At 45.4% G+C, this 26,541-nt stretch carries 23 protein-coding genes; 5 read left to right on the top strand and 18 right to left on the bottom strand.

The annotated features are described in order from the left end of the window. Nucleotides 1–2 precede the first annotated feature (2 nt). The 4 genes from opuFB to NYE45_RS12790 form a co-directional block, all read right to left on the bottom strand. The gene (opuFB, locus tag NYE45_RS12805) at nucleotides 3–1,517 is read right to left on the bottom strand and encodes an osmoprotectant update ABC transporter permease/substrate-binding subunit OpuFB (protein ID WP_340016911.1); all 1,515 of its coding nucleotides are present in this window, start codon (nucleotides 1,515–1,517) and stop codon (nucleotides 3–5) included. Further along, nucleotides 1,510–2,484, bottom strand: coding sequence for an ABC transporter ATP-binding protein (locus tag NYE45_RS12800; protein ID WP_340016910.1), 975 nt, complete (start codon nucleotides 2,482–2,484; stop codon nucleotides 1,510–1,512). The genes opuFB and NYE45_RS12800 overlap by 8 nt, the downstream gene beginning before the upstream one ends. 234 nt (nucleotides 2,485–2,718) lie before the next feature. Then, nucleotides 2,719–3,579 (bottom strand): ergot alkaloid biosynthesis protein, encoded by an 861-nt coding sequence (locus NYE45_RS12795; RefSeq protein WP_340016908.1) that lies wholly within the window; start codon nucleotides 3,577–3,579, stop codon nucleotides 2,719–2,721. 132 nt (nucleotides 3,580–3,711) lie between these two features. Further along, entirely contained in the window at nucleotides 3,712–4,296 is a 585-nt protein-coding gene (locus tag NYE45_RS12790) for a TetR/AcrR family transcriptional regulator (RefSeq protein ID WP_124114392.1), read from the bottom strand. A gap of 167 nt (nucleotides 4,297–4,463) precedes the next feature. Here NYE45_RS12790 and NYE45_RS12785 point away from each other — a divergent pair, with 167 nt between their 5' ends. The 3 genes from NYE45_RS12785 (at nucleotide 4,464) to NYE45_RS12775 (ending at nucleotide 7,145) form a co-directional block, all read left to right on the top strand. Further along, entirely contained in the window at nucleotides 4,464–4,826 is a 363-nt protein-coding gene (locus NYE45_RS12785; RefSeq protein WP_340016907.1) for an iron-sulfur cluster biosynthesis family protein, read from the top strand. A gap of 455 nt (nucleotides 4,827–5,281) precedes the next feature. Then, entirely contained in the window at nucleotides 5,282–6,055 is a 774-nt protein-coding gene (locus NYE45_RS12780; RefSeq protein ID WP_264933745.1) for a M15 family metallopeptidase, read from the top strand. A gap of 457 nt (nucleotides 6,056–6,512) precedes the next feature. Continuing rightward, a complete protein-coding gene (locus NYE45_RS12775) occupies nucleotides 6,513–7,145 on the top strand; it encodes a nitroreductase family protein (protein ID WP_076330914.1) in 633 nt (210 codons plus the stop codon). Nucleotides 7,146–7,186: 41 nt separating this feature from the next. Here NYE45_RS12775 and NYE45_RS12770 read toward each other — a convergent pair whose 3' ends face one another. Continuing rightward, the gene (locus NYE45_RS12770) at nucleotides 7,187–8,347 is read right to left on the bottom strand and encodes a leucine-rich repeat domain-containing protein (protein WP_340016906.1); all 1,161 of its coding nucleotides are present in this window, start codon (nucleotides 8,345–8,347) and stop codon (nucleotides 7,187–7,189) included. A gap of 167 nt (nucleotides 8,348–8,514) precedes the next feature. Between NYE45_RS12770 and NYE45_RS12765 the strand changes: the two genes are divergently transcribed. After that, a complete protein-coding gene (locus NYE45_RS12765) occupies nucleotides 8,515–8,973 on the top strand; it encodes a GyrI-like domain-containing protein (protein WP_340016905.1) in 459 nt (152 codons plus the stop codon). Between the two features lie 317 nt (nucleotides 8,974–9,290). Here the strand turns inward: NYE45_RS12765 and NYE45_RS12760 are convergent, their stop codons facing one another. From NYE45_RS12760 to NYE45_RS12750, 3 genes are all read right to left on the bottom strand, one after another. Then, nucleotides 9,291–10,535, bottom strand: coding sequence for an aminopeptidase (locus tag NYE45_RS12760; RefSeq protein WP_340016904.1), 1,245 nt, complete (start codon nucleotides 10,533–10,535; stop codon nucleotides 9,291–9,293). A 114-nt stretch (nucleotides 10,536–10,649) separates the two neighbouring features. After that, nucleotides 10,650–12,191 carry an acyl--CoA ligase gene (locus NYE45_RS12755; RefSeq protein WP_340017362.1) on the bottom strand — a complete coding sequence of 514 codons (1,542 nt, stop codon included), beginning with the start codon at nucleotides 12,189–12,191 and terminating at the stop codon, nucleotides 10,650–10,652. Between the two features lie 305 nt (nucleotides 12,192–12,496). Continuing rightward, the gene (locus NYE45_RS12750) at nucleotides 12,497–13,501 is read right to left on the bottom strand and encodes an aldo/keto reductase (protein WP_340017361.1); all 1,005 of its coding nucleotides are present in this window, start codon (nucleotides 13,499–13,501) and stop codon (nucleotides 12,497–12,499) included. 200 nt (nucleotides 13,502–13,701) lie between these two features. Here NYE45_RS12750 and NYE45_RS12745 point away from each other — a divergent pair, with 200 nt between their 5' ends. After that, nucleotides 13,702–14,547 (top strand): AraC family transcriptional regulator, encoded by an 846-nt coding sequence (locus NYE45_RS12745; RefSeq protein WP_340016903.1) that lies wholly within the window; start codon nucleotides 13,702–13,704, stop codon nucleotides 14,545–14,547. A gap of 59 nt (nucleotides 14,548–14,606) precedes the next feature. Here the strand turns inward: NYE45_RS12745 and NYE45_RS12740 are convergent, their stop codons facing one another. The 10 genes from NYE45_RS12740 to nagZ form a co-directional block, all read right to left on the bottom strand. Further along, the gene (locus NYE45_RS12740) at nucleotides 14,607–15,005 is read right to left on the bottom strand and encodes an Asp23/Gls24 family envelope stress response protein (protein WP_340016902.1); all 399 of its coding nucleotides are present in this window, start codon (nucleotides 15,003–15,005) and stop codon (nucleotides 14,607–14,609) included. 29 nt (nucleotides 15,006–15,034) lie between these two features. Then, nucleotides 15,035–16,114 carry an AI-2E family transporter gene (locus NYE45_RS12735; RefSeq protein WP_340016901.1) on the bottom strand — a complete coding sequence of 360 codons (1,080 nt, stop codon included), beginning with the start codon at nucleotides 16,112–16,114 and terminating at the stop codon, nucleotides 15,035–15,037. A gap of 35 nt (nucleotides 16,115–16,149) precedes the next feature. After that, the gene (locus NYE45_RS12730) at nucleotides 16,150–17,607 is read right to left on the bottom strand and encodes a HAMP domain-containing sensor histidine kinase (RefSeq protein ID WP_340016900.1); all 1,458 of its coding nucleotides are present in this window, start codon (nucleotides 17,605–17,607) and stop codon (nucleotides 16,150–16,152) included. Then, complete coding sequence (locus tag NYE45_RS12725) at nucleotides 17,585–18,292, bottom strand: response regulator transcription factor (protein WP_340016899.1); 708 nt, start codon at nucleotides 18,290–18,292, stop codon at nucleotides 17,585–17,587. The genes NYE45_RS12730 and NYE45_RS12725 overlap by 23 nt, the downstream gene beginning before the upstream one ends. A gap of 212 nt (nucleotides 18,293–18,504) precedes the next feature. After that, complete coding sequence (locus tag NYE45_RS12720; RefSeq protein WP_340016898.1) at nucleotides 18,505–19,950, bottom strand: 4-hydroxyphenylacetate 3-hydroxylase N-terminal domain-containing protein; 1,446 nt, start codon at nucleotides 19,948–19,950, stop codon at nucleotides 18,505–18,507. A gap of 173 nt (nucleotides 19,951–20,123) precedes the next feature. Next, nucleotides 20,124–22,082 (bottom strand): ABC transporter permease, encoded by a 1,959-nt coding sequence (locus tag NYE45_RS12715; protein ID WP_340016897.1) that lies wholly within the window; start codon nucleotides 22,080–22,082, stop codon nucleotides 20,124–20,126. Further along, a complete protein-coding gene (locus tag NYE45_RS12710; RefSeq protein ID WP_340016896.1) occupies nucleotides 22,057–22,827 on the bottom strand; it encodes an ABC transporter ATP-binding protein in 771 nt (256 codons plus the stop codon). Before NYE45_RS12710 ends, NYE45_RS12715 begins: the two co-directional genes overlap by 26 nt. A gap of 312 nt (nucleotides 22,828–23,139) precedes the next feature. Further along, nucleotides 23,140–24,123: a sensor histidine kinase gene (locus NYE45_RS12705; RefSeq protein ID WP_340016895.1), complete on the bottom strand. Its 984-nt coding sequence runs from the start codon at nucleotides 24,121–24,123 to the stop codon at nucleotides 23,140–23,142. After that, nucleotides 24,120–24,824 (bottom strand): response regulator transcription factor, encoded by a 705-nt coding sequence (locus NYE45_RS12700; RefSeq protein WP_340016893.1) that lies wholly within the window; start codon nucleotides 24,822–24,824, stop codon nucleotides 24,120–24,122. Before NYE45_RS12700 ends, NYE45_RS12705 begins: the two co-directional genes overlap by 4 nt. Nucleotides 24,825–24,865: 41 nt before the next feature. Next, nucleotides 24,866–26,194, bottom strand: a complete 1,329-nt coding sequence (nagZ, locus tag NYE45_RS12695) for a beta-N-acetylhexosaminidase (RefSeq protein WP_340016892.1) — start codon at nucleotides 26,192–26,194, stop codon at nucleotides 24,866–24,868. Nucleotides 26,195–26,541: the final 347 nt, after the last annotated feature.

Here is a 26,541-nt window from a genome sequence, read left to right as displayed (position 1 = left end):
CGTTACAGCAAACCAGCCTGTTTAAGGTATTCTGCTGCCACCTGCTCAGGATTCGCTCCATCTACGTTCACGTCATAGTTCATCTGACGCATCTCGTCATCGGTAATTTTGCCAGCAAGCTGATTCAGCACCTCAACCAGTTGTGGATATTGATCTGCCGTTTCTTGACGAAGCATCGGTGCGCCTTGATAAGGCGGGAACAATTCCTGATCATCCTCCAGCACAACGAGTTCATACTGTCTTAACTCACTATCTGTGGAGTAGGCATCTACGAGATTGATATCGCCACGCTGAACAGCACCATAGCGAAGCTTGGGTTCCATTGTCGCCACGTTCGGGAATTTAATCCCATACTTCTTCTGGATGCCAAGGTATCCGTCTTCCCGATCCGAGAATTCAAGTGTGAATCCCGCCTTCATCTGTTGCTCCACCGGTTTGAGATCGGAAATCGTTTTGAGATTGTATTGATCTGCGATACTCTGGGGTACAGCCAAAGTGTACGTGTTGTTGTAATCCATAGGGTTCAGAAGCACCATGTTGAACTGACTCAGCATTCCGTCTCTAGCTTGTTCGTAGACCTCTGTCCGATCGGTGCTCACTGCCGTTTCTTTCATGAATTCGGAGATGGCTGTACCTGTGAATTCAGGATAGATATCAATATCACCCGACTTGAGTGCATTGAAAAGGAATGGCGTTTTGCCTAATCCGGGTTTTAGTTGAACGGTCAGGTCTGTATCTTTTTCAATCAGCAATTTGTACATGTTAATCAGAATTTCGGGTTCCGCCCCCAGTTTCCCGGAAATCACGAGATCCTTCTGCCCTCCCCTCGCAAAAAAGGGAATGGTGATCACAAGTATCGCGATCAGAGCAAGCGAACCCAAGGTAACCAAAGTTTTCTTGAATGACAAGCGCTGGAACTGACGCAATAGCACATCAAACAAAATGGCCAACAATGCAGCTGGAATAGCTCCTAGGATGATCAGTGCCGTATCATTCCGATCAATGCCTAGCAAAATTAATGCACCCAAGCCTCCTGCGCCGATCAAGGCAGCAAGTGTCGCCGTTCCTACAATCAGGACCATCGCGGTCCGAATTCCGGCCATAATGACAGGCATCGCCAGCGGCAGCTCCACTTTGATCAGTCGTTGTCGACTATTCATGCCCATCGCATTCGCCGCTTCAACCATGGAAGGATCGACTTCGGATATGCCTGTGTACGTGTTGCGAAGTACCGGGAGCAGCGCATACACCACCAGTGCAATAATTGCAGGCAGTGTGCCTATGCCGAATAACGGGATAAGCAATCCGAGAAGCGCCAGAGAAGGAATGGTTTGCAATACAGCCGTAACCCCGATAATCGGTTCAGCAACTCTTGGCTTTCGTGTCAAGTAGATACCAAGCGGAATAGCAATTAGGACAGCAAAGAACAACGCGATAAATGAGATCTGAATATGTTCAAGCAGCGAAGACAATAACTGACCTTTACGCTCGCTGAACACCTCCGTGAATCTACTCATGTCCATCACCTCGCTCCTGTAACTGACCGGACCAATATTTCATCAGATCAGCCCGACTGATCTCACCAATAATCTGGCGGTTACGTTCAACCAGCAGATGGTCATGGAAAGACATGATATCAACTAACTCCGTCAACGTAATGGATACGGGAACGGCAGTTTTAGCTGATTTTGGCACATGACCAGGTGAGAGCGGCGACATGATGGATTCGAGATCAAATGCAGACTGTTCGCTCATATCGGAAATTGGACTCCCCACAAACTCGCGTACGAAATCATTGGCTGGATGCTGGATCAGTTCTTCCGGAGTGCCTACCTGTAGAACCTGTCCATCCTTCATAATGCAGATGCGATCCCCCAGTTTCATCGCTTCCTGAATATCATGGGTGACAAACACAATTGTTTTCTTCATCTGACGCTGGATATCCAGAATATCGTCCTGCAATTTCTCGCGGCTCATCGGATCGAGTGCACTGAACGGTTCATCCATCAATACAATCTCGGGATCGGCAGCGAGTGCTCGCAACACACCAATTCTCTGCTGTTGTCCTCCAGATAACTCGGCAGGTTTACGCTCACTGTACGTGTCTCCGTGCAATCCAACCATGTCCAGCAACGTATGTACGCGCTTCTTGATTTGATCTGACTTCCATTTTCGCAGTTCAGGAACAACCGCAATATTCTCGGCAATCGTCATATGCGGGAACAATGCAATCTGTTGCAGCACATATCCGATATTCCATCGCAATTCGTGAATATTGTATTCATCGATTGGGCGTTCATTGATGCGTACTGTTCCATCTGTTCGTTCAATCAGGCGATTGATCATTTTGAGCATGGTGGTTTTGCCACATCCACTTGGACCAATCATGACGAACAGTTCTCCTTTGTTAATGTTGAGGTTAACCTGACGCAAAGCCGTAGTTCCATCAGGATATTGTTTAGATACATTTTCAAACTGAATCATCCGCACTCTTCGCCCCTTTATCTAGGGCGTGTCTCAAAACTCGCTGAAGTGCACGCCCTATCATTCATTCTCATCTATTTCCCCAAAAGTGTGTTCGTATAATCACTGCTGTTCCGTGGTGTCGCTGGTTAGGGAGAGATCCCTATTTGAATCAACGATGTTAACATGCTGGTAAATATGCAAAAAGACGGGCACTAGGCACCGTCTTCTCATGATATGAAAATATTTCTTCCATTATTTCCATACCTCTATATGATTTTGAATAAATTGCTCGAATGAAATCGGGTTATTCCCCGTTATTTTTGTCACCGTATCTGTCGTTTGATCTTCTCTCCCCTCCTCCCGGATAGGCACATCCAGTCCTGCGAGGGCAGCAGCGTATTCTTCTGACATTCCTGCGCGAATCATGCTGTTCCTCAATTCATCGTCGGACAAAGATTCATGCTGGATGGACTGACCCAGTACATGGCTCAAGACGTCTGCAACCTGTCCATAGGACATCGACTCCGGCCCTGTAATGATATGCTCCGTATTATGAGGAACAACATCTTTCAAAGCACGGAAAGCAACCGCTGCGATATCATCTGCACTAACAAATCCAATTTTCCCTTCACCCGCAGCACTGTAAATTTTCCCGAGTTGTTTCGTCGTCTCCCGATGCGGCCCCTCCGTAAAGTTCTCCATAAAATAGGAAGGCTGTAATACGGCCCACTCAGGAGCATGGGCTTTTAAATACTGATGTACTTTGCCAAATATAGGACCATTCTCATCGATCGAAGCACTGCCTAGTAAAACGAATCGCTTAACACCTCCCCATAACGCTTCCTTGATAAACGGAATCACAACGTCTTCCGGGGTCATATCCATGACTGGCACCACAAGGTATACCTGATTCACATTTTTCAGCGCCGGAGCATAGGTCTCGAAATCATACCAATCAAAATAGACATAATTATCGGCAGAACCAGAATGAGATGGTTTAGTTCTTCCTGCCAAACGTACTGGATATTGTTGCTCTTGAAGCATCTCCGCAATACGTCTTCCTGTCTTTCCATTAGCTCCTGTAATAAGGGTCAACGGTTTATCATTGATCATGCTTATTTCCTCCTTCAGTTTATTTCGCGTTATTTTTCCAGACCAATCGGTCTATAATAGTCAAAAAATAAACGCCCTAAGCGTTCATTTTCAAAAACCCATTAAGAATTCTTGCTCCAATCATGTAAAACGTTAATCCATAGCCCTTAGGGTCATCTGTACAAAATCTCGCAACGCTTCTGCGCTTGCACCACTTTTCGCCGTAAAGGTCAATGAGAGTCGGGAATAATTCAGAAAACGGGCAAGCCCGGGCAATTCTTCCTCTGCGTGCCTCAGTTCGCCACTCTTCTGGCCTCGTAACAGCGCAGTATGAAAAACATCTTCCATTTGTTGGTTAGTGGTTTGAATAAAGGCCGCGATTTCGTGATTTTGTGGTGCCTGTTCAACCGCGCTATTAATGATGAAACATTCATTACGACGTTCGTTGTCTGTCAACACATTAACTGCTTCGTTGAACAACTCTGTCACGCCTTGCCTCACACTTGTGCATTCGTTTAATAGTCTGATCCCCGCCTCTGTCTTCTGCTGAATATAGAATTTAAGAGCAGAGACAAATAAATCATGTTTAGTTCCGTAGGTGTCATACAAGCTTTGCCGCGCAATACCAAGTTCACTCAACAGTAAGCTCAAAGATGTACCTTCATAACCGTACGCTCCAAATACAGACGTTGCTTTTCTTAGAACGGTCTCCGTGTCAAACTCCTTGGCTCTTCCCAATTTCAGACCTCACCTCCCTATTCAATAAATATAGAATACCTTTTCCAGACTGATCAGTCAAGAAAATAAATGCTTTGATTTTTGACAAAGTGGTATAATGTGAATAGAAGCTGAATGAATTCTTTTACCACTTACAACCATGACAAGATATAAAGGAGTGTACCTATATGTATATTCAAATTACTGATCTGGCTGCAAAACGTTTGACCGAAAGCCTGAATGAGCAACCCGGATATTTCAAAGTGATCTATGACCTGGAAGGTTGCGGGTGTAACGGAGTTATCGCGATTATCATTGTTGATGAACTTGCAGCTCTCGACGCGCAGATTGAAACCAACCTGGTTCCGTTCTACGTTGATCCGAAGCAGCAGCTGAACCTTGAACAACACATGAAGCTGGATACGGAAGAAAATTATCCTTCATTCAAATTAAGCAGTGATTCCGGTGTCCTTAGCGGTAACGTTCGTGTACGTGACACCCGCGCCGTAACTGTAGGAAGCTCCGCTGCATCTGACGCCTGCATGTTGTAATACAGTCTCCAGCATACTTGAAGTAATCTAGCATTATCTCTCTTCACATCAAAAGCCGTTGCATCTAATGCAACGGCTTTTTTATGTATACTGCCTCTACGAGAGTTGCAAAAAGAAGATTTTATATAAATTGAACTTAACATTTACACGAAACGGAGAGGACAGAAACAACTAGAAGAAGCGAAGCGTTCGCCTAAAAGCTTTCTGTAAGAAAGCTGCATCGGAAGCATACGCTATCCTAAGATTTTCACCATTATAAAATTGAATCAAAAAAATCTGGGGATAACAGCGATCGGAAGGTTGTTCTGTCATCGTAGTGTCCAGTGTAAATATCTTTGGTTCAACGTATATAGCAAACTTTGTTTACAACTCGGAAACAATTGGAGAACCTATGGATATAATCCTCTAGTATACTCGGTATATAGATTCATATAATCCGAGGAGGAACACACATCATGAAATCTTTTACTCGTAAATCCATCATATCTACAATTCTCGTAGGCTCTGTTGTAGCAGGTTCTGCTTTTACTACACTTCCTATTACTCCAAGTCTGAATCCCGTCGCATCTGCGGCAAGCTCCAGCTTCACTCAATTTCTGCATGATAATGCACCTGGTCGTACGATCAAAACGATTAAAAATGTGGCAACGGTGACCAATGTGTCCAGTACGGTTGTGCTTGTCAATAAAAAGAGAAATCTACCTTCGACTTATGCACCTCAAGATTTGGTCGTACCTAATATTCCTTTTAGCTTCTCAGGCTCCAGTCCGAAGAAACAAATGCGTAAAGTGGCTGCAACCGCGATCGAAAAATTATTTGCTGCTGCAAAAAAAGACGGTATTGATATCAAAGCGGTGTCTGGCTATCGCTCTTATGCGACCCAAAAATCGATTTTTGACCGTAATGCCAGCATCAAAGGTGAAGCTGTTGCCAACAAAACAAGTGCTCGTCCAGGACAAAGCGAACACCAGACTGGTCTGGCCATGGATATCTCCAGCGCTTCGGCCGGTTATGATCTACAACAAAGCTTCGGCAACACCAAAGAAGGCAAATGGCTGAAAGCCAATGCCCACAAATACGGATTCATCATCCGTTATGGCAAAGATCAGGAGAAATTGACTGGCTATTCTTATGAGCCATGGCATGTTCGGTATGTAGGCGTATATATTGCTGGTGAGATTACCAATCAGAAACTTACGCTGGAGCAGTATTTGGAACGTGCCAAATAAGGTAGGTTCGGGACCCAAAGCTCAGCTGAAGCAAAAGATGGGCCGAAACTGGCCCTCTTCTGCTCCAATCCTTCTTTGTACACCTCATCATGTACCTACAATTCTCTTAAAGACCAGTGGCAATCTCTTCATGCTTTCCGTTCCGGCCCAAGAACCCACTCCAGCAAGTAGTGCATTATGGCACAAGTAAAGTGCGACGTTGTAAACGATTGAGCCCAGAATAATTTCCATAACTACAAAACGTTTTAAGGTTGAAGATTGGATCACATATACCCGAAATTCATGCGGGTTATGTCCTCCCTTATACCTTGTGATGAATGTTCTCATGAATCACCTCTAGTGTTTTATTTTAGCGTATGGCAGGCAAACCTTGTCTTATTCTAAAATAATACTTACATAAAGTAACTAAGTGTGTTATAGTCAGTTTATAAATCATACATAAGCGAGGGAAACCATCATGAGTGAGTTAGAGAATCTGGTCAAAAACCGTAGATCGGCCGTTATTTTTGAAGAAGGAATTGAAATTTCGGATTCGGAACTACAAGAGATGTTTGCCCTGAACAAATTCGCACCATCTGCCTTTAACCTGCAACACACCCACTATCTTGTGCTTAAAGATGAAGAACAGATTGAGAAAGTTTATGAAGCTTCCCAGCAATATAAAGTAAAAACAGCTTCTGCGGTCATCGTGGTTTTGGGCGATGTCAACGCACATCATCATATCCGCACCATTAACGAAGGCTTGCTGAACCTGGGCGCACTCACTCCGTTTCAATACGAGCAGGAATCCCAAAGTGTTACTGAATTTTACGAATCTCGCGGCAGATTCTTCCAACGTGAGGATGCGATTCGCAATGCCAGCCTGTCTGCCATGCAATTGATGCTGATCGCTCAGGATCGCGGTTGGGACACCTGTCCAATGATTGGTTTTGACTCGGAAGAACTGCAACGGAGTTTGGATATTCCCGACCATTATGTACCTGCCATGATGATTACGATCGGCAAAAAGTCGGAAGCCAAACAGCGTCCTCGCGGTTACCGTAAACCGATTAACGAATATGTTAGCTTCAACAAAATGCACGCTGAATAACATACAATATAACAAAGCAAAAAAGCCACGATCTCGTGGCTTTAATATGTTTCATAGATCAAGGTGTCCAACATCTGAAATTCATCGTCAAACTCCGCGTATATGTACAGTCGGCCAGCAGGTGTAACCCCCGCATCATAACCCAATCGGAAATATTGATCTCCCTGAAATTCTGCATCAGCCATAACCAATTCATTGATATCCTCGTCCGGATGGGCCTCGGCAATGGTTTTAAGCGCCTGCTCACCAAGTATGTCCCACCGTTTCCACGTCGCCTCCATGTATGGGGATAAAGCTTCCATCTCTATCTTGGTTGAAACCTGCGCAGTGACTACAAGCTCATTGCCCTTAACCAGCAAGCGCATCTGATAGTTAGACATCGATCCATGGTACTGAAATACACCCATCCCCTGAACTTCATGATTGGATTCAAAAATCAGATTGTCTGCATATTGCAGTCTCTCCAGCTTGGGATTATGGCTATAATCCAACTCTGTTAATTTGTTCTCTGAACAGTACAGCTCTCGTAGTTGCACGTTATGGCGAATGTCCAGCTCGCTAATATGATTGTTAAAACACCGGACACTCTCCAAAACCAAATTCGAACGAAGATCTAACTGTTTGATATGGTTGTGGTGACAGCGAAGTTCAATTAAGTTTGGACAACCGGTTACATCAAGTTCCAACATGTAATTGTTGGCGCAATCGAGTCGCTGCAGTTGCTTATTGTGTTCAAGTTCAAGTGAGAAAAGAGAGTTATAACTGCAACTGAGTTCCTCCAACTGCTCAAGGGGCTCTGTAACCAGCTCCGACAACATATTCCAGTGACACTCCAACGTAACAAGCTTGGAATTATGAGAAAGATCCAATTTACGAAGTCGATTAAAGCTGCAATCCAGCACCTGCAATTCTTTATTGGGACTGAGGTCCAGTGTAAGAAGCTGATTTTCTCTGCAACGTAAAATCCTCAGCTTGTGATTCTGAGTAAGATCCAGACCGGTCAATTGATTATAGGCACAATCCAGCTCTTGAAGACCCCTGAAATACTCGATTCCCTCAAGATTGCTAATATTGTGATTGGAAAGTTGTAATATCTCAACCTCACAAACGTCACTCTCCTGAATGAACCCGCGTTGATTACAAAAACGATCCAAAACAACTTGCCTGAAACGTTCATCTGTGAAAGCATAGGTGATATCCATACCCGTGATCCTGCCCCTCTCGTTTTCTTCTCTTGGAACAGTCTTCCAACATATTATCCCTATTCTATGAGTTTCATCGTAGGGAATCAATAATAAGCTATGCAATTTTTTTTATACCATGTTAGCATCCATCATGTAAGAGAAATCGTACAGAGAGGATGATTTTCATGGAAATGTATATCGAAAACCTCCCGTCATATCGTATCGCCTTTGTTCGACAAGTCGGTCCTTACGGTCCAGCCAATACTCAAGCGATGAATACGCTGAAACAATGGGCAGACAAAAAACAATTGCTTAACGAATCAGCAACATTATTGGGTATCCCCCAAGATGACCCGACTACCACACCGCTCCAGAAATGCAGATATGATGCCTGTATTGTCATCACTGAATCTGAACGTGCGGAAGATGACTATATTGAGTTTGGAGAATTATCAGGGGGAGATTATCTCATCTGTAAAGTGAAGCACATGGCAGAAGATATTCAGCAAGCATGGAATGTGATCATCCCTCATTTACAAACAAGTGGTTATCAGATGGACAACAAGCCGGTTATAGAACGATATCGTTGGGAACTGCTCAATCAACATTGGTGTGAAATATGTATGCCTGTGAAACCTGTGTAATCCATGTTATGAAAAATCGAAAAAAGTGACTTCAAGTTGAAGTCACTTTCTCGTTCAATACTATTACTTTTACTATTTAAGTTGAACTAATTATTTACACGATAACGGAGAGGACAGAAAAAACCTGAAAAAGCGAAGCGTTCGCCTAAAAGCTTTCTGAAAGAAAGCTGCATCGGAAGCATACACTATCCCCGGGTTTTTCCCTTGAGAAAAGGAAATCAAAAAAATCTGGGGATAACAGCGATTGGAAGGTTATTCTGTCATCGTAGTGTCAGTGTAAATAACCTTTAGTTCAACTTATATAACTAGATTAGAAATTAAAATGCCCAGTTGCCTTTACGGAATACCGGCTCAATTGTACCGTCTTGTAACTCACCATCGATATCCAGCTCTGCGGAACCGATCATGAAATCAACGTGAGTCAAACTCACATTGCACTCATGCTTGAGCAACTCTTCGTTGGACATGGTTGTGCCATCTTTCATATTGAAAGGATATGCACTTCCCACAGCCAAATGGCAGGATGCATTTTCGTCAATACCCGTATTGTAGAAAATGCGGTTCAGGTTAGAGATTGGGGAGTCATGCGGTACGAGTGCCACTTCACCCAGATAACGCGCTCCTTCATCGGTGGCAAACAGGTTCTTCAGATGCTCTTCGCCAGAGGCTGCCGTAAAGGCTACAACCTGTCCATCCTTAAATGTGATTCTCATCTGATCTACCAGTTGCCCGTTCAGGTTCAGAGGCATGGTGCTGCTGACATACCCGTTCACTCCGCTGCGCTTCGGCATGGTGAATACTTCTTCAGTCGGCATATTAGCGACCGTGTATACGCCTTGTTTATTTTCGCTGCCTCCACCGCCCCAGATATGGTTATGGACCAGTTCAATTTTCAGGTCTGTACCTGGCGCACGGTAATGCAGGCTCTTATAGTTCTTTTTGTTCAGGAGATCACTCATGTTATTCAGGGTATCCAGATGTTCTCTCCAATTTTGTACGGCGTCTCCGCCATCAACACGGTTCATTTTGAAGATGGTTTCCCACATCACGTTGATTCGGTCTTCTTCCGGGATGTCGGCAAATACTTTGTTCGCCCAAGCCTTGGTCGGTGCTTTGATCAGACACCAACTAATTTCATGGTTACGTGTATATTTTGCGTACCCTTTACGTGCCTGAGCAGCCGCTTTGGTTGCCCGGGAAACGCTATCCGAATCAATACCGTTATACAGTTCAGGATCTGGAACTTTGATCGTCAGGGTAGCGCCGCCTGCTTCTGCAAACTTCTCCATCATATCCGCTTTCCACGCTGGATAGTAGTCGAAGCTGTCATTGGAGCCATGCTCAAAACGACTGCGGGTAATATTGTCGTCATCGAAGTCCACTTGTACATAGTTCGCACCAGCCGCATAGGCTTTTTGCACAATCAGACGTGTGAATTCAAGTGTTTCGATAGGAGCGGTTACGAGCAGATCCTGTCCTTTTTGAATATTTACGCCGACTTTGACAACCAGTTCTGCGTATTGTTCCAATGATTTTTCAAAGGTTTGTTCAAATTGACTCATGGTTGTGTTCACTCCTGTTTCATATATTGTACGAACGCTATCGCTTCTGCAAAATCGATTCCTTCTCTTTCACTACGCGTGATCAATTTGCAAAATTCCATCTATAAAAATGATCTAACCATTCCGTTTTTCTTGTTCGCGCAGTTCGATCCGGCGGATTTTACCGGAGTTTGTTTTCGGCAGATCCGTAACGAATTCGATCTTACGTGGATATTTATAAGGTGCTGTGATTTCCTTGACGTGGTGTTGCAATTCACGCATTAATTCCGGTGAAGCCAGTGAATCGTCTCTCAGCACGACAAATGCTTTGACAATATTGCCACGGATCTCGTCCGGACTCGCAACCACCGCGCATTCCTTCACGCTGGCGTGTTTCATGAGTGCTTCTTCCACCTCGAATGGTCCAATCGTGTAACCGGAACTGATGATGATGTCGTCACTGCGTCCTTCAAACCAGAAGTAGCCTTCTTCGTCTTTACGTGCACGGTCTCCTGTTACAAAATAATCGCCACGCTGACTCGCTTCCTTCCGTCCCTCATCCTGATAATAGGACCGGAACAAAGCTGGCATCTCTTTGTGTACCGCGATATCTCCGACTTCACCCGCAGGAACAGGTTGTCCGTCTTCGTCAATGATTTCAATCAACCCAGGTGTGATCGACTGACCCATGGAGCCAATGCGTACCGGCGCGTCTTTGAGACTGCCGATTAACAATGTGCTCTCGGTCTGTCCATATCCGTCTCGAATGGTCAGATCGAAGTGACGCTGAAAGATTTCAATGACTTCCTGATTGAGCGGTTCACCCGCTGACACGGCACTGCGCAGATGGGACAGGTCATAATGTCCAAGATCATCCGCTTTGGCCATCAGCCGATATTCGGTTGGTGTACAGCAAAGGACATTAATCTGATGTTCCTGCATCAGTTCCAGGTAACGCTTGGGCTGGAATGATCCATTGTAGACCAGTCCGGTCGCTCCTCTTCCCAGTACCGACAGGAACGGGCTCCAGATCCATTTTTGCCATCCGGGTGCCGCTGTTGCCCATACCGTATCCGAAGGTTGAATATCCAACCATAACGAAGAAGCGATCCGCAGGTGGGCATATCCCCAACCGTGGCTATGTACAACTCCTTTGGGATTACCTGTTGTGCCCGAAGTATAAGCAAGGATAGCCGTATCATCCCGATGAGTCTCCACCGCAGCCATCTCGTCAGGTTGATTCTGCATTAATTCATGCACATTGACCCAGCCTTCAGCAGGTACGCTAACTTCTCCATTCGGTGATGCCACGATGCGATGTGCCAGTGACGGCAGATCCGCGTCCATCTTTTCCACTTCCGAGGTCGTCTCGGACCATACAATAACAGCCCGCGCCTCAGAGTGACGCAGACGATATTCCAGATCTTTTGCCCGTAACATCTCGGAAGAAGGAATAACGGCTATCCCCAATTTCAGACAAGCAATGTAAATGACATAGGCAATGATACGGCGTGGTACCATGACCAACACCCGGTCACCCTTCTCTAGTCCAAGTTCACGCAAACCTCCAGCAAGACGATTCGCCTGCTTGAATAAATCACCGTACGTGATCTCTTCCAATTCTCGTTGATCGCTGAGCCATCTAAGTGCAATCCGGTCTGATGGATGATTTTCCATCTCGGATGTCAGGTTATAGCTTTCAGGCGAAATCCACTGTTCAAAGTTCAAATGGAGCCTCTCCTTCGTAGTTCAAATGTAAAGCTTCTATATATTATACCCTAAATCCTAGGACCAGGTGCTATGAACTAGGCTCATTCCGAAAAAAATAAACATAGGTCAATTAATGAACTATTATAATAGATCTATTCCTATAAAGAAAATGACATATAAAAAATGGCACCAACCTGAAACATCAGGGAGGCACCATTTCATTTTTCAATCTTTTATTTCACGAAAGTTTTAACCTAACTATAATTTTTCGGTTACCAAGGATAATTACCCATGCCGTCCAAAATACTCTCAATTTCATTGAGCTCTTCCGTCGTCAGGTCCGGTGCGTTAAGTGCAGCTACGTTTTCTTCGATCTGGGACACACGACTGGCACCAATCAATGCAGAAGTTACACGGTTACCTCGCAAGATCCAGTTCAGAGCCAGTTGAGAGATCGTCTGTCCTCTTCGCTCGGCAACTGCCTGAAGCGCATCGAACTTGGCAATCCGCTCGTCCGTGTAAGCTTCTTTTTTCAAATTGCCTGTTGGATTGGCTCGTTCTTCCTTGATCTTGTCGACATATTTATTGGTCAACTGACCGCGACCGAGTGGACAGAACGCTATGGAACCGACACCCTGTTCATCCAGTACGTCCTGCAAACCATCTTCAATCCAGCGATTCAGCATCGAGTAGTTTGGCTGATGAACCAGACATGGCGTACCCAGACGACGGAGAATGGTTACCGCTTCTTGCGTCTGTTCTGCATTATAATTGGACAAGCCCACATACAGTGCTTTACCTTGCCGCACGATATGATCCAGCGCCGTCATCGTTTCTTCCAATGGTGTGTCCGGATCTGGACGGTGATGATAGAAAATGTCTACATAATCCAGCCCCATCCGACCAAGACTTTGATCGAGACTGGCAATCAGGTTTTTGCGGGAGCCCCATTCGCCGTAAGGTCCACTCCACATATGGTAGCCTGCCTTCGAGGAGATGAGCAGTTCATCCCGGTAAGGACGCAGATGTTTTTTGTAAATCACGCCAAAGTTCTCTTCCGCTGATCCTGGAGGTGGACCATAGTTATTCGCCAGATCGAAATGGTTAATTCCGAGGTCAAAGGCACGCAAAATCATCTCTTCCTGAATATCCAATGTACGGTTGCCACCAAAGTTCTGCCATAAACCCAGCGCAATTTGCGGCAGTCTGATTCCAGATTTACCGGAACGTACATATTTCATCTCATCATATCGTTGTTCACTCGCAGTATAGGGCATCGTTATTCTCACTTTCCTGTAGGTTTGTTGAATTCCTTTTCATCTTAGACATTTTCCTGGAAAAACGATATGGCATTTCACTTTAAACATATGGAAAAATGATTGTTATCTATATAAACTAATCTTTAATCATTCATCTTTTACACTGATTAATATGTTAAAATGCAAGTTGAGACGAAATCGTACAGGAGTGAATACCCTTGATCACGTATATGTTCAAGAACAATCATTTTCAGGAGCTACAGCTCCTTCATTACGGCACGGAAGCCTGTACACCAGGTCACCACTTTGGCCCTGCCATGAGAGACTATTACAAAATTCATTATATTTTGAATGGCAAAGGCACCTTCGAAGTCGGTGGCAAAACGTATACCCTGCACAAAGGCCAAGGATTTCTCATCGTTCCGCACTCTGTTGTTCATTACGAAGCAGATCAGGATGACCCATGGGAATACAGCTGGGTTGCTTTTCAAGGCAGCAATAGTTCCTCCTTTTTACAGCAGGCCTGTCTATCGGAGCATCACCCGATCTTTGAGCTGGGCAATGAGGATGACGAGATGCGATCCTGTCTGCACCGAATGGTCAATTCCCGCAATACCCATAAAGGCTGGGAGATTAGCATGACTGGTTTGCTGTATCAATTCTTCTCCATTTTAATTGATCAGGCCAATTCAGAGCACCTTCAACCCATTCAGGATTATTCGAAGGAAACGTACGTGACGCAGGTAATGGACTTCATTGAAATGAACTATGCCAATGCCATTACTGTGCAATCCATCGCGGCCCATGTCGGTTTGCAGCGCAGCTACCTGTGCTCTCTCTTCAAGGACCAGATGGGAAGCAGTATTCAGTCGTATCTGGTTCATTACCGGATGCGCAGGGCAGCTGAACTGACGCTTGATCCCGGTCTGACCATTGGTGATATTGCCCGTTCTGTGGGCTATACGGATCAATTGCTTTTCTCCAAAATGTTCAAAAAAGTGATGGGCGAAGCTCCCACCTACTACCGCAAACATAAAACAGCACCCTCCCAGTTAAGTTGCTAATCGGGAAGGTGCTGTTTTTGCCAACCGTTTATCCTATAATCGTTATTCCTTACATTCGTTTATACCGTCTCCGGCATGGATACGCCGACGACCTGCACTTTAATTTCATTCACCATAACGCCGGCTAATTGCTCTACAGCCTGTTGAACATTATGTTGAAGTTCACGGCAGACCTCGTGCATCTTGTTACCATATTGAATGTTGATGCGCAGCTGGATGGTGGCCTGATCGTCTTTGACGTGCACATCAATCCCTTTTTGCAGACTTTTGCCACTGATGCTCTTGGCAATGCCTTCAGTCAGTCCAACGGACATGGAGGATACGCCCGCCGTTGATTGAGCAGCCATCCCCACGATCTTGGACAGCACATCGTTCGAGATGTGAATGGTACCCATTTGAACAGATTGAGGTGCGATATATTCAGGCTCGTTATATGGTTTTTCGATAATTTCAGACATGTGATCCACTCCTTCAAATAATTTAGATTCTATGCATTCTGCCATTTGTCCTTGAAGAACATGTTATAGATTCGAACCAAAAGAATTTTAACAATCATATACACCGGAATAATAATCAGGATGGCAATAATTCCACCGAGGTCCCCTGCACCCAAGACCAGAATAATCGTCGTTAGCGGGTGAATATCGAGCTTTTTACCAAATACGTAGGGTGCAACCAGGTTGTCCTGAATCTGCTGAGCGACGAGAATAATAATCAGAGACCAGATGGCAACCGATGGCGATACCACGAGACCCATGATCACAATAGGCACGGACGACACAATCGCTCCGATAAACGGAACAAAGTTCATGATGACCGCGATTACCGTGAGCAGTAATGCGTACGGCAGTCCAATGATCAGGAAACCGATATACATCAGTACACCCAACGCCAGATTCACCAAGACTCTTCCCACAATAAAACCACTCAGCGCCTGATCGATCTCAAGCACGACTTCACGGCTGTCATTTTGGAAACGTTTTGGAGCGATATGTGCCAGTTTACGACCAAATTTCTCACCTTGTAACAGCATATAGAACAAAAGGATCGGTAGTGTAAACAAGATGATCGCAAAACTGGACACGAGTGAGAAAAATCCACTTACATAGTTGGTCACAAAGTTAAATCCTTTGTTGATATACTCCGTGATCTGAGAGAAAGGTGTTGAACCCTCAGGGAACAAGGCTTGTATGGCACCATTTTGCTCCAGCTCTCTCAGCTGTTCACTTAATGAATTAATTAGACTTGGTGCGTTATCGACCAGGTTGATCAGCTGCTCACGTAACGATGGCCATAATCCAATGATGAAGAACACACCCAGAATAGCAATAACCAGATAGATTAGCAAAATACTTAGCGTGCGATTTATTTTCTTTTTCTCCATATAATTCACGAGCGGCCTTAGCAGATAATAAAAGAACACCGATAACATCATCGGCACGGTGATTACCGTGATCATGGTAACGAGCGGCTGAAAGATGAAGCTCACACGTGATAATAAATAGATATTAACCAATATCAGCGCCAGTGCAATACTGAACCTGACAAACGTATTTCCTTTGAACAATATATTCCCCTCCACATGGACATTTCTTCTCTTATTTAATTTGGAATCTGAATGGTAAACACGGTGGTCTCTCGCCCTCGCCGGGAAAGGATTAACCTTCCACCCATTTTCTCCGTATTACGCTGTGCGATGGACAATCCCAGCCCGGTGCCTCCAGTCGCTGTGCGCGCCTCATCCCCACGAACAAACGGGTCAAAAATGGTTGACCACAGTTCTTGGGGTATGCCGACTCCAGTATCTGCCACTTCAATCACCACATGGGTATGAAGCGGAATGAGTTCCACGCGCATTTCTGTTCCGGGCGGATTATAAGACAGAGCATTGGTAATCAGATTCTGAATGACTCTGGATAACAGCTCCGGATCATACCTCGCGTAGATCTCCTGATCAGGAACAAGTACATGAAGGACAAACTGTTTTTGTTCAATCTCCCCATAAGTATCTGCCATGATCTCGCGCACGAATTCTCCAATTTCTCTTCTCTGAATATGCATGCGGAAATCGGGCGAATCCACCTTGAGCAGCTCCAGCATATTCTGTATCATGCGTGCAACTTGAACGGACTTGTTATAGATATATCCCAGATATCGTTGCTGCCTGTCCTTGTCCTCCCCACGTCCTTCCACCAATGCCTGCGCGTATCCCTGTATAGATGTTATCGGTGTCTTCAGATCATGTGATAAGTCTACAATCAGTCGCTGTTTGCTCTCCTCGGCGTAACGTTTCTCCGCAGAGGTGTTCTCAATGACGTCCGCCATGTAGTTAAAGGTCTCACCAATCTGGACAAACTCTCTCTCGGCCGAGATCGACATCCGTGTACTATAATTTCCCTGAATCATCTGCGTAAGACCCGAGGAGAGAATACTGAGTGGCTTTTTGATTCTCCGTGCGACCCAATAGCTATATACGAAGATCAATGACAACACTAAACCGATGCCAATCATAATGTAAAAAGACAACGGGTGCTTCAGATTGGTAATCAACTGATTATCATTAATCCTTACGCTGACCAGATCACGCGGGATCTTCAGCAACACATACGCTGCTGATCCTTCTGTCGAAAACGGAGTAATGGAGTAATAGTACGGCTGATCGCTTCGGTTCTCCAATCCAGCATACAGATCGGCTTCACTGTACCAGGTGAACGCATCTTGCTTGTCTCCCACATGACGAATGACATTGCGATTCGCATCCAGAATCTCAATCCAGCCACCGCTGTCCTTGAGACGTTGAATCTCTGTGTCTTTATCTTTCGACACCGAACCTCCACCGGAGTAAAATTCGTTCTCCAGCTCTGCAACGTACACATGGGCTTCGACATTCAGATCCGGATCAACCACTTGATCCGATATACGAAAATCCACGACGTCCAGTGACACCATAAGGTACACGATCAATACCAGTAACAGCAAAAAGAAATTGAACAGCAAGAAGTCCAGTGTCAGGGATGTCTGCAACAGTCTCTTTTCTCTAGCTTTCCATGGGCGCTTCAATTTTGTATCCCAGTCCCCTTATCGTTTTGAGATATTCCGGTTGTCTGGAGTCAAGCTCGATCTTCTCCCGAATGTTGCTGATATGTACCATGATGGTGCTGTCCTCGTGCGCATAATAGTCGCCCCAGACCGCTTCGTATATTTTTTTACGGGTGAACACCCGGCCAGGCTGATCGAGCAACAACTCCATGATTTTATACTCTGTAGAGGTCAATGTTACAGGACTTCCTGAACGAAAAAGGATACATTGGGATCGATCCAGTGTCAGATCACCTAATACAAGATTCTGTTCTTTGGCAGCGGGAACCTCCGCTGCATCAAAATGATTGACTCTTCTGAGCAACGCCTCTACTCTGGCGACAATCTCAAGCGGGTTGAATGGCTTCGCTATATAATCATCTGCCCCAAGTCCCAGTCCAAGGATTTTATCGTGATCCTGACTTTTGGCGGATAGGAACAGAACAGGCATGTGATGTGTGGCCCGGATCTGTTTGATCAACTGCAACCCATCCATTACAGGCATCATGATGTCCAGTATGACCAGATCGATCTGTGTTGAACGTATACATTGTAACGCCTCGGCTCCATTCACCGCAGTCTTAATGGTATAGTCCTTCTCCAGATAGAGCTGAAGCAGTTCCACAATCTCTGGTTCGTCATCTGCAATTAATACGGTGTATCTCATGTTATTCCTCTCATTTCCTATACTCTATGCCTATCTCTACATTATTACTATATACTACGTCTCTTAATTCAACCTAAATCATTTCTAAAGATAATCTAAATAAATAGAAATAGAGCCCTGGCACAAGCCAAGGCTTTATGAAAATAGGATCGTTCTCATTCTTGATTCAGGCTTTTCATCCTTCATTGGACCATTCGTATTAGACTATCAGATCATTCCTTACCGGAACGAAGCCAAGGTTCAACTTTCGCCGATAAACGTTGCTTGTCATACTGCACATATTGGCTCGCCCGGTTGCGCACGGGATCACCCGCATAGAAGCGTTCATACAGGTCATGCCTTGCTCCGAGTGGACTTCCTGTCAGCTCCCACGCCAGTTGGAAGAGACGAATCTTCTCTGGGGCTTGCATCGTTACTCCGCCAAGGTATTTGCCCATCATGGAGCCCATCATTTCATTCATCTCAAACGTACCTGAAGGAATCTGAATCAGACCACCCGCAGCAATCGTCTTCAATATCTCCACAGCGCGGGGATAATACCGATTGCCCAGATTACGGGCGGTTTCAATGTATTTGAATTCGGGCAGCCAGTTGCCGAATGTATCCGGCTTGGACTGTGCTTCAGCAGCAATAATCAGTCCCTCGATGGTTTGCATTTGACTGATCAGCTCACCAAGTTGTTCCTGCACATTTAGGAAAGCGTCCACCCCGATCTCCTTGGCAATGGCTGAGGTCACAGCTGTAACGAACTCCAGTTTCGAGTGTAAGCGAATGACGCTCTGATGATAAGCCAAACTGGAGGAAGCTGCATTGCAGCGAATCTGCCATACGGCTTCAGGGTTATTGTGCAGTAATGTACGTTCCCAAGGCACGAATACATCGTCAAAAAATAACACGGCATCCATCTCATCATACTGCGCACTGAGTGGATGTGAGTGATCCGAATCTTTTGTGGCAAAAGATTCACGACACATCATGTGCAAACCCGGACTGTCGGCGGCTACAATGACCATATGGGCCAGCTCTGGCAGGTGGCCTGGAATTCGTTGAACGGGATAAGCGATGATATCATCCGCATAAGGCGCTGCTGTTGCCACCATTTTGGCCCCGCGAATGACTACGCCATCCGTATTGCTTCTGACAATCCGCAGCATGGCATCCTCATCTTCCCCGACAGGCAAGGAACGATTAATCTGCGGGTCGCGCTGGACAATCGTCAGGAAAGCATCTTTACGTTTGGCTTGTTCAAAGTAATCGGATATTTTACCCGCAAAAGCCGGGTCATGTGCTGTCATCTCATGTCGTGTTGCATACCAACCCGTCAAGCGGGATCGGGCATAATCAGACAATCGGCTCATCACTCCGTACGTCCGATCGGCCCAAAGACGAAAAGCATCTGCCCTGCTGTTCACGTCAGAAAGTGAACGAGGCACAAGAAAGGATCGGTGCACGTAACTTCCCGTCTGTTCATCCCAGTAGGCCACAGTCTCCCTTGTCTCCGGATCATCCACCAGATTGAACAAACTCTCGATCGTTTGAAGTGTTCCCTGAAAGGCCTGATGCCCAGTTACCTGGATACGTTCTCCCTCCAGCCATACATTCCGCTCATCATTTAAACGTTGAATGTAAGCTCGTCCACGAGACATCGTGATGCTCATATATGTCCTCCCGCTCAGGCGTCAGCCTGCTATTTTCTGTAATCCATCTCTTCAACTACTGAATAAAACTATGTAATGATACATTCTGTATCTAATGAAATAGTACTGTGCCTGGGATAGAAAAGTCAACAGACACCGAGTCATGCGTTCGGTGTCTGTTGGGCCATGCTATTTTAGACTAATTTGGAATACATGTGACGCAGATACCGCCAGCGGACAAGTGCAAAATACAAAATCTGCATGGAAGCAAACACCAAGAAGATGCGCAGGCTGTATCCGAAGACCGAGAAATCAACCAGCTGCTGTAACGCTACAAAGGCAACCGAACTGTGGATGACCGCCACCAAGAGTGGTAAGAAGAACATAAGCAATAGCTGCCTTGTTACGATCTTACGGAGTTCGGGACGACTGAGTCCCATTTTGCCAATCATGCGATACTGCGCTTCATCCCGTTCTAGATCTGCGTAGAGTCTGAAATACGTGAAACTTGCTGCAAAGGTGAAGAAAACAATGCCGATCAGGCCGCTCAAAATTAGAATGATGCCATTGGTCTGCTTGGAATTAAGCCAATCCACCACAAGTGCGCTGACCTCATAATAACCTTTGTCGGAATAATCATCTTGAATGGATTTGATCAATTCAGGAGCGAAGCTGCGTGTACCCATCCAATCTTTCACGATAAATTGTATCGTTCGACTCGAATAGAAACCTTCAGGCATGCCAACTTCCTCGTTATACGCAGGTCTCATCTTATTAAACAGTTCGTCGGTTACGACGTAGAGATAAATTTCATATTGAAAAGGAATCACAATATCAGTACCAGGTGTCGATAGCTGGACAGGTACGTGCTGATTATCAACCTCGAGATTGACCTTTCCTCCCGAGACTCCTTGTTCAACCTGTTCACGGTACGCCTTGCGAATCGCCAAATTGCTTGGTGTCATAAATGACTCATCGATCTGTTTCAACGTACGTTCTTCATACCCCAGTGCCTTCGCAAGACGGTTATAATCACTCAGTTTGATAATCTTTCCATTATTATTTTCACCTATAGGAGCATAACTGCCCTTCACGTAGGGAACTTGATTATCAATCAACGTTTCTTCAATCTTTTGAATATGTCGCTCTGACTGGGGAGTATCCCATGAATTCATATAACTGAATGCGTACGGATTCGACATGGACGACAACCCAGGGTCAGCAATCGCGAGCATGGTACCAATTCCCGTAAATGAAGATGCCGAGATGATGCTTACCATGAAAAACATAATCGCGTTATCTTTCATTCGATACGTAAGTTCCGATAAGAAGAGCAGATTGGTTTTACGGAAAAACAATCTTGGGTTTCTTTTGAGTGCCCGAATGATATATACACTGAGCTGCGTGAACAGTAAATACGTACCTGCAATAACGACCACGACACTTGCCATTAATAGCGGAAACGAGAAGCTTACCCATACAAAAGTGAATACCCCTGCATAGCCTCCGCCAATGAACAATACGGATAGCAATGCGAGCAGACGCGATGCTTTGGGTTCCGGTTTTGGTTTTTCCTCTGATTTCACAAGGTCAATAAGCGAGCCTTTCCGTATGAGCAAGGATGACGACATCGCAATGATAACGAACAGCAGTAGAAATGCGCCAGCCGTCAGGGCAATGCCTTTCAGCGGAAAATAGAATCGAAGGCTGTTCTCGACAGCCAGCATGGAGCCGCAGATGAGCAGAATCAATTTGCCGAAAATAAGCCCGAGTCCAATACCGGTAATAATTGAAGCTAATCCGATACACATGTTCTCCATAAACAACAGCCGGTTCATTTGTTTACGTGTCATGCCAATGATCAGGAATATCCCAAACTCCTTCTTGCGTGTCTTCAGAAATGAACCAACAGAGTAGAGCAGGAACAGGAATGAAAAGATGAATATAATGACCTCTGCAATCATAAACCCCTGGTTGGCAAGCAACGTTACCGTACCACTTGATCCCTTTAACCCTTCTTTCAGATCGGGATGGAACAGGAGCAATGCGTAGGTGAAAAAGATCATGACGGAAAATGTACTGCTCAGAAAATGAGCCAGATAAATTCGTTTGTTGCGAACAACGTTATTAATGGCGAACTGGCGAAAATTCATGTCCTGACCCTCCCATTAGGGATAATACATTAATAATCTTCTGATAAAAGGCTGCGCGATTATCGCCGTAATGAATTTCATTGTACAATTTGCCATCCTTGATAAAGACGACCCGACTGCAATAACTCGCTGCAACTGCATCATGGGTGACCAACAGCATTGTAGCTTGATCCTCCTGATTGCGTGTTTCAAGAATCTCCATCACATCTCTGGCCGCCTTCGAATCCAGATTACCTGTGGGCTCATCGGCCAGAATCAGCTTCGGGGAATGGATAAGCGCTCGGGCAATAGCCGTACGCTGTGCCTGTCCACCCGAGATCTCATATGTCCGTTTGTTCAGAATACTCTCGATGCCCAGCTTGCTTGCCAGCTCTTCAACACGTGCGTTCATCTCTGCTAGCGAAACGCCGTCAAGAGTCAGTGGCAGTACGATGTTTTCCTTGACTGTCAGTGTATTTAACAGATTGAACGATTGAAAAACGAATCCAAGCTCTTTGCGCCGGAACAGCGCGAGTTCGTCCTGATTCAATTCAAACGGATTCTTCCCTGCAATCCGCAGTTCACCTGATGTTGGATGATCAATGGTAGAGATCATGTTCAGCAGGGTTGTTTTGCCACTACCGGATGGTCCCATGATGCCAACAAACTCACCTTCCTGAATACTGAGGTCAATACCGGATAACGCTTCATAAGATACGATGCCTTTGTAGATTTTACTGATCTGTTTCACAGAACAAATCTCCATGGTTACAACTCCTTAGTGATGTATGAATTCAAAATTAAGTTACTTTCATGCTGTGAGCATGTGTTTTGTGCGTGGCCTTTCCTGTACTCTTATGACTACAGTCTATCGAAGTTTCGGCCATTCTCCTATGGTTTAACCTTTCATCAACATGACAATGTTGTAAGGTTGCATCATGAAAATCAAAAAGACGTCTTCGCCTCAACCAGGCAATAGACGTCTAAACTTACACCTACACTGTAATTCATACTCTACTCACACTTCTTCAACAAAAATACACACCTCACGCCACAATCTTATATTCAACCTGCCACTTCAGGATTTGAATGTAATTCGGACGGTCGTTCCTTCGCCATACACGGATTCAAGTTCGATCCGATGGTTCATTCTCGTCAGCACTTCTTTTGCAATATACAGCCCCATGCCTGTGGACTCTTTGAAATGCCGCCCGTTCTCCCCGGTGAAGAAAGGTTGGAATACCCGGTTCAGATCAGACTTTGGAATCCCGATGCCTTGATCCTTGACTTCCAGCATGATGGAGCGTTCCGCTTCATACGCACGCAGATAGATCTTTTGCCCGCTGCCCGCAGAGTACTTGATTGCGTTCGACAGTAACTGTACCAAGACAAACCGAATCCACTTGGCATCGGACTGCACAACCAGCGAAGAATCGATATGCATCTCTGGATAAACGTGATTACGGATGAAGAATCGTTTCAGCTCATGGATCGCCTCTTCACCAGCGTTCTTCAGTACCACGGGTTCGACACTGAAATCCTGTTCAAAGGTATCCAAACGCGCCACATACAGCACAGTCTCCAATCCCCGTCTCATCTGGTCTGCTTCCTCTCGAATGCTTATGAGCCTAGGGTCGTCATCTTCCTGACCTTCCACGGTCAACTCAATGACGGATAACGGTGTCTTCATCTGATGTACCCACTGGTTCATAAACGTCAGATATTCTTGCTGCCGTTGTTCCAGCCGATGCAGATGAGCATGATACTGCCCGTATTGTGAATCCAGAAGCTTCTCCAGCGCCAGTGATAAAGGACTTGTTTCGTTCAATGGTACAAATTCCTTCAGCGAATCCATCGATCGTGTCATCCGGGCATAAAAAGAGCGATGTGAATAATAACGATAGACCAAATATGCACCGTATAAAAATAATCCCAACGCTACGGCATAAGCAGCCGTGACCCAATCGTTGTAACCGTCATACCAGAACACTGCAATAACGGTGAACAAGATAGCAACAACCCAGCAAGTTAAAGCGAGATGTTCTCGTATAAACAATCTCATGACGGTGAAGAGGACTTCCAGTTATTGTTCAGTCGGTAACCTGAACCTCTGACCGTCTCCAGTGCGTCCGTTATGCCAAGCTCGGCTAATCGTTTACGCACCCGGGTAACGTTAACACTAAGTGTGTTGTCATCCACAAAAGAGTCATCCCACAGCTTCTCCAGAATCGTCTCCCTGCTCACAAGCTTGGGACTGCGACGCAGTAATGTCTCCAGTAAAATCGTTTCCTTCTTCGTCAACTGCACTTTAAGATCAGCGAGTTGAATCTCCTGTCTTTCCAGATACACAACCAAACCGTCCAGTTCCACCTTGCGTTCTTCGTCACGTACAGCATAGTCCCCATACACCCGGCGCAGCTGACTCCGAATTTTGGCTATAACAATCTCATGTTCAAACGGCTTCGTAATATAATCATCCGCCCCGTTCTCCAGTGCCATAACCTGATCCATTTTTCCGCTCCGAGCGGAGATAAACAGAATCGGGCATGTAGACAGCGTACGAATCTGGCGGCACCAATAGAAACCATCGTAGCTCGGTAAATTGATATCCAGAAGCACCACATGCGGCTGCACCTGCTCAAACTGTTGTACTATCGTCTCAAAATCCTCGGCCAAAACGGCCTTGTCCCCATAGCGCTCAATATGTGATTTCAATAATCCCGCAATCTTGGGGTCGTCCTCTATAATCATAATGGTATACATGGTTGGGTCTCACCTCTGCCAAAATCATATCACAGGATTGATTATCGAGCATCGACTTGCTTACGCCAATCCACAATATCTGCATTCAATTGTTTCAGATCTCCTGAAGCTTTCTGGTCATCCGATAACTTGTATTGTTGCTTCAGTGCCAGGATTCGATATACACTTTCATCAATTCGAGATTCGGAGATTTCGCCTGACTTCACTGCACTCATTAACGTGTCAAAAATCGTCTTGGCACTTTCATAACTATGAGCTACCAAAAGAATGTCACTTCCTGCTTTAACCGTTGCTAGAGCAGCTTCGTCCAACTTGAAATTCTTCGCTATTGCTCCCATACTCAGGTCATCTGTGATGACGACACCGTCATACTTAAATTTGCCGCGCAAATGTTCACCAATAATGACATCCGATAAAGAAGCCGGATGATCCGGATCAAGCTTCGGGAACAAAATATGTGCAACCATGACCGCTTCAACTTGCTCCTTCACCGCGGCCTGGAACGGAATCCATTCCAGCTCAGCCAGTTGTTTTTCCGTTTTGTTCACGACAGGCAGATCAAGATGGGAGTCTACGGACGTATCCCCATGACCCGGAAAATGCTTCACTACCGGAATAATGCCTTCATTACGAAAGCCTTTCATCTCCGCAATCCCCATACGTGACACGAGTTCAGCCGAGCTGCCGAATGAACGATCTCCGATCACCGGGTTCTTCGGATTACTGTTCACATCCAGTACAGGAGCGAAGTCCACATTAAAACCTGCAAGTTGAACCTGTCTCGCCAGCAATTCCCCCATCGTTTCAGCGAGCGCGCTATCGTTCGTCTGGCCTACCTTTTTGTTGGAAGGAATGGATTCCACCGTCTCTGGCATACGGCTGACTTTGCCGCCCTCCTGATCCACACTCATGAAGATCGGTACCGGATTGGACTGATTCGTGTCCTTGATGGATTGCACAAACTTGGCTGTTCCCTCAAGCGTCGTTACATTGTTGGCATAGAAAATAATGCCCCCTACCTTCTGATCCATAATCATCTGTTTGGCTTGAGCATCCAGCGTTGTTCCCTGAACACCAGCCAGTATCATCTGTCCAATCTTCTCTTCTAACGTCAGTGAACTGAGCTGCTCCTGCACCGGGTCAGCTTCCTCTTGCGCTTGTTCCTGCGATGGAACGGTATTCTGCTCCGGTGATGAGGAAGTTTGCCCTGTGTTGGAGTCTGTGTTCGAATCGATGTTCGAGTCCGTTGCGGAAGAAGGTTTCTGAGCTTGGCCGCATGCCGATAAAAGCAGAACGATCCCCAGCATGAGACACATCATCTGCAATGTTTTTTTCCATTGATTGTTCGAGTTGTACCTATAGTTATACAAGGATATTCATCCTCCTTATGTAATGTTGTCACGGTAATTCAAAGGTTCAGGCCTAACCTTATCACAAGGTGAATGATTTTCAAAATGAGCGCTTCTGAGGATTGAATCGTTGTGCTGACATATATGCAGCGAAAAAAATGGTTGCTATAGAACCTGAAATGTGGAACCCAATGGTGTTGTGACTAGGTGCGTGTGCGGTGGATGCGGACAATCAATAGGAGCAACGGTGTAGAAAAGTGCTTTTCTATTGTGAATTTTTCATATGTTGAAATTATTATTATAGGTAGCTCAAAAAGCCGCCCAAAGGCGGCCTATTTGTTCGTTTTTGTTTTACTTTTCGTTGTAAA

This window comes from Paenibacillus sp. FSL K6-1318 (assembly GCF_037976905.1).
Lineage (GTDB): Bacteria > Bacillota > Bacilli > Paenibacillales > Paenibacillaceae > Paenibacillus > Paenibacillus amylolyticus_A.
Note: the sequence above shows the minus strand (reverse complement) of the source record. Positions and strands in the feature narration are given on the sequence as shown.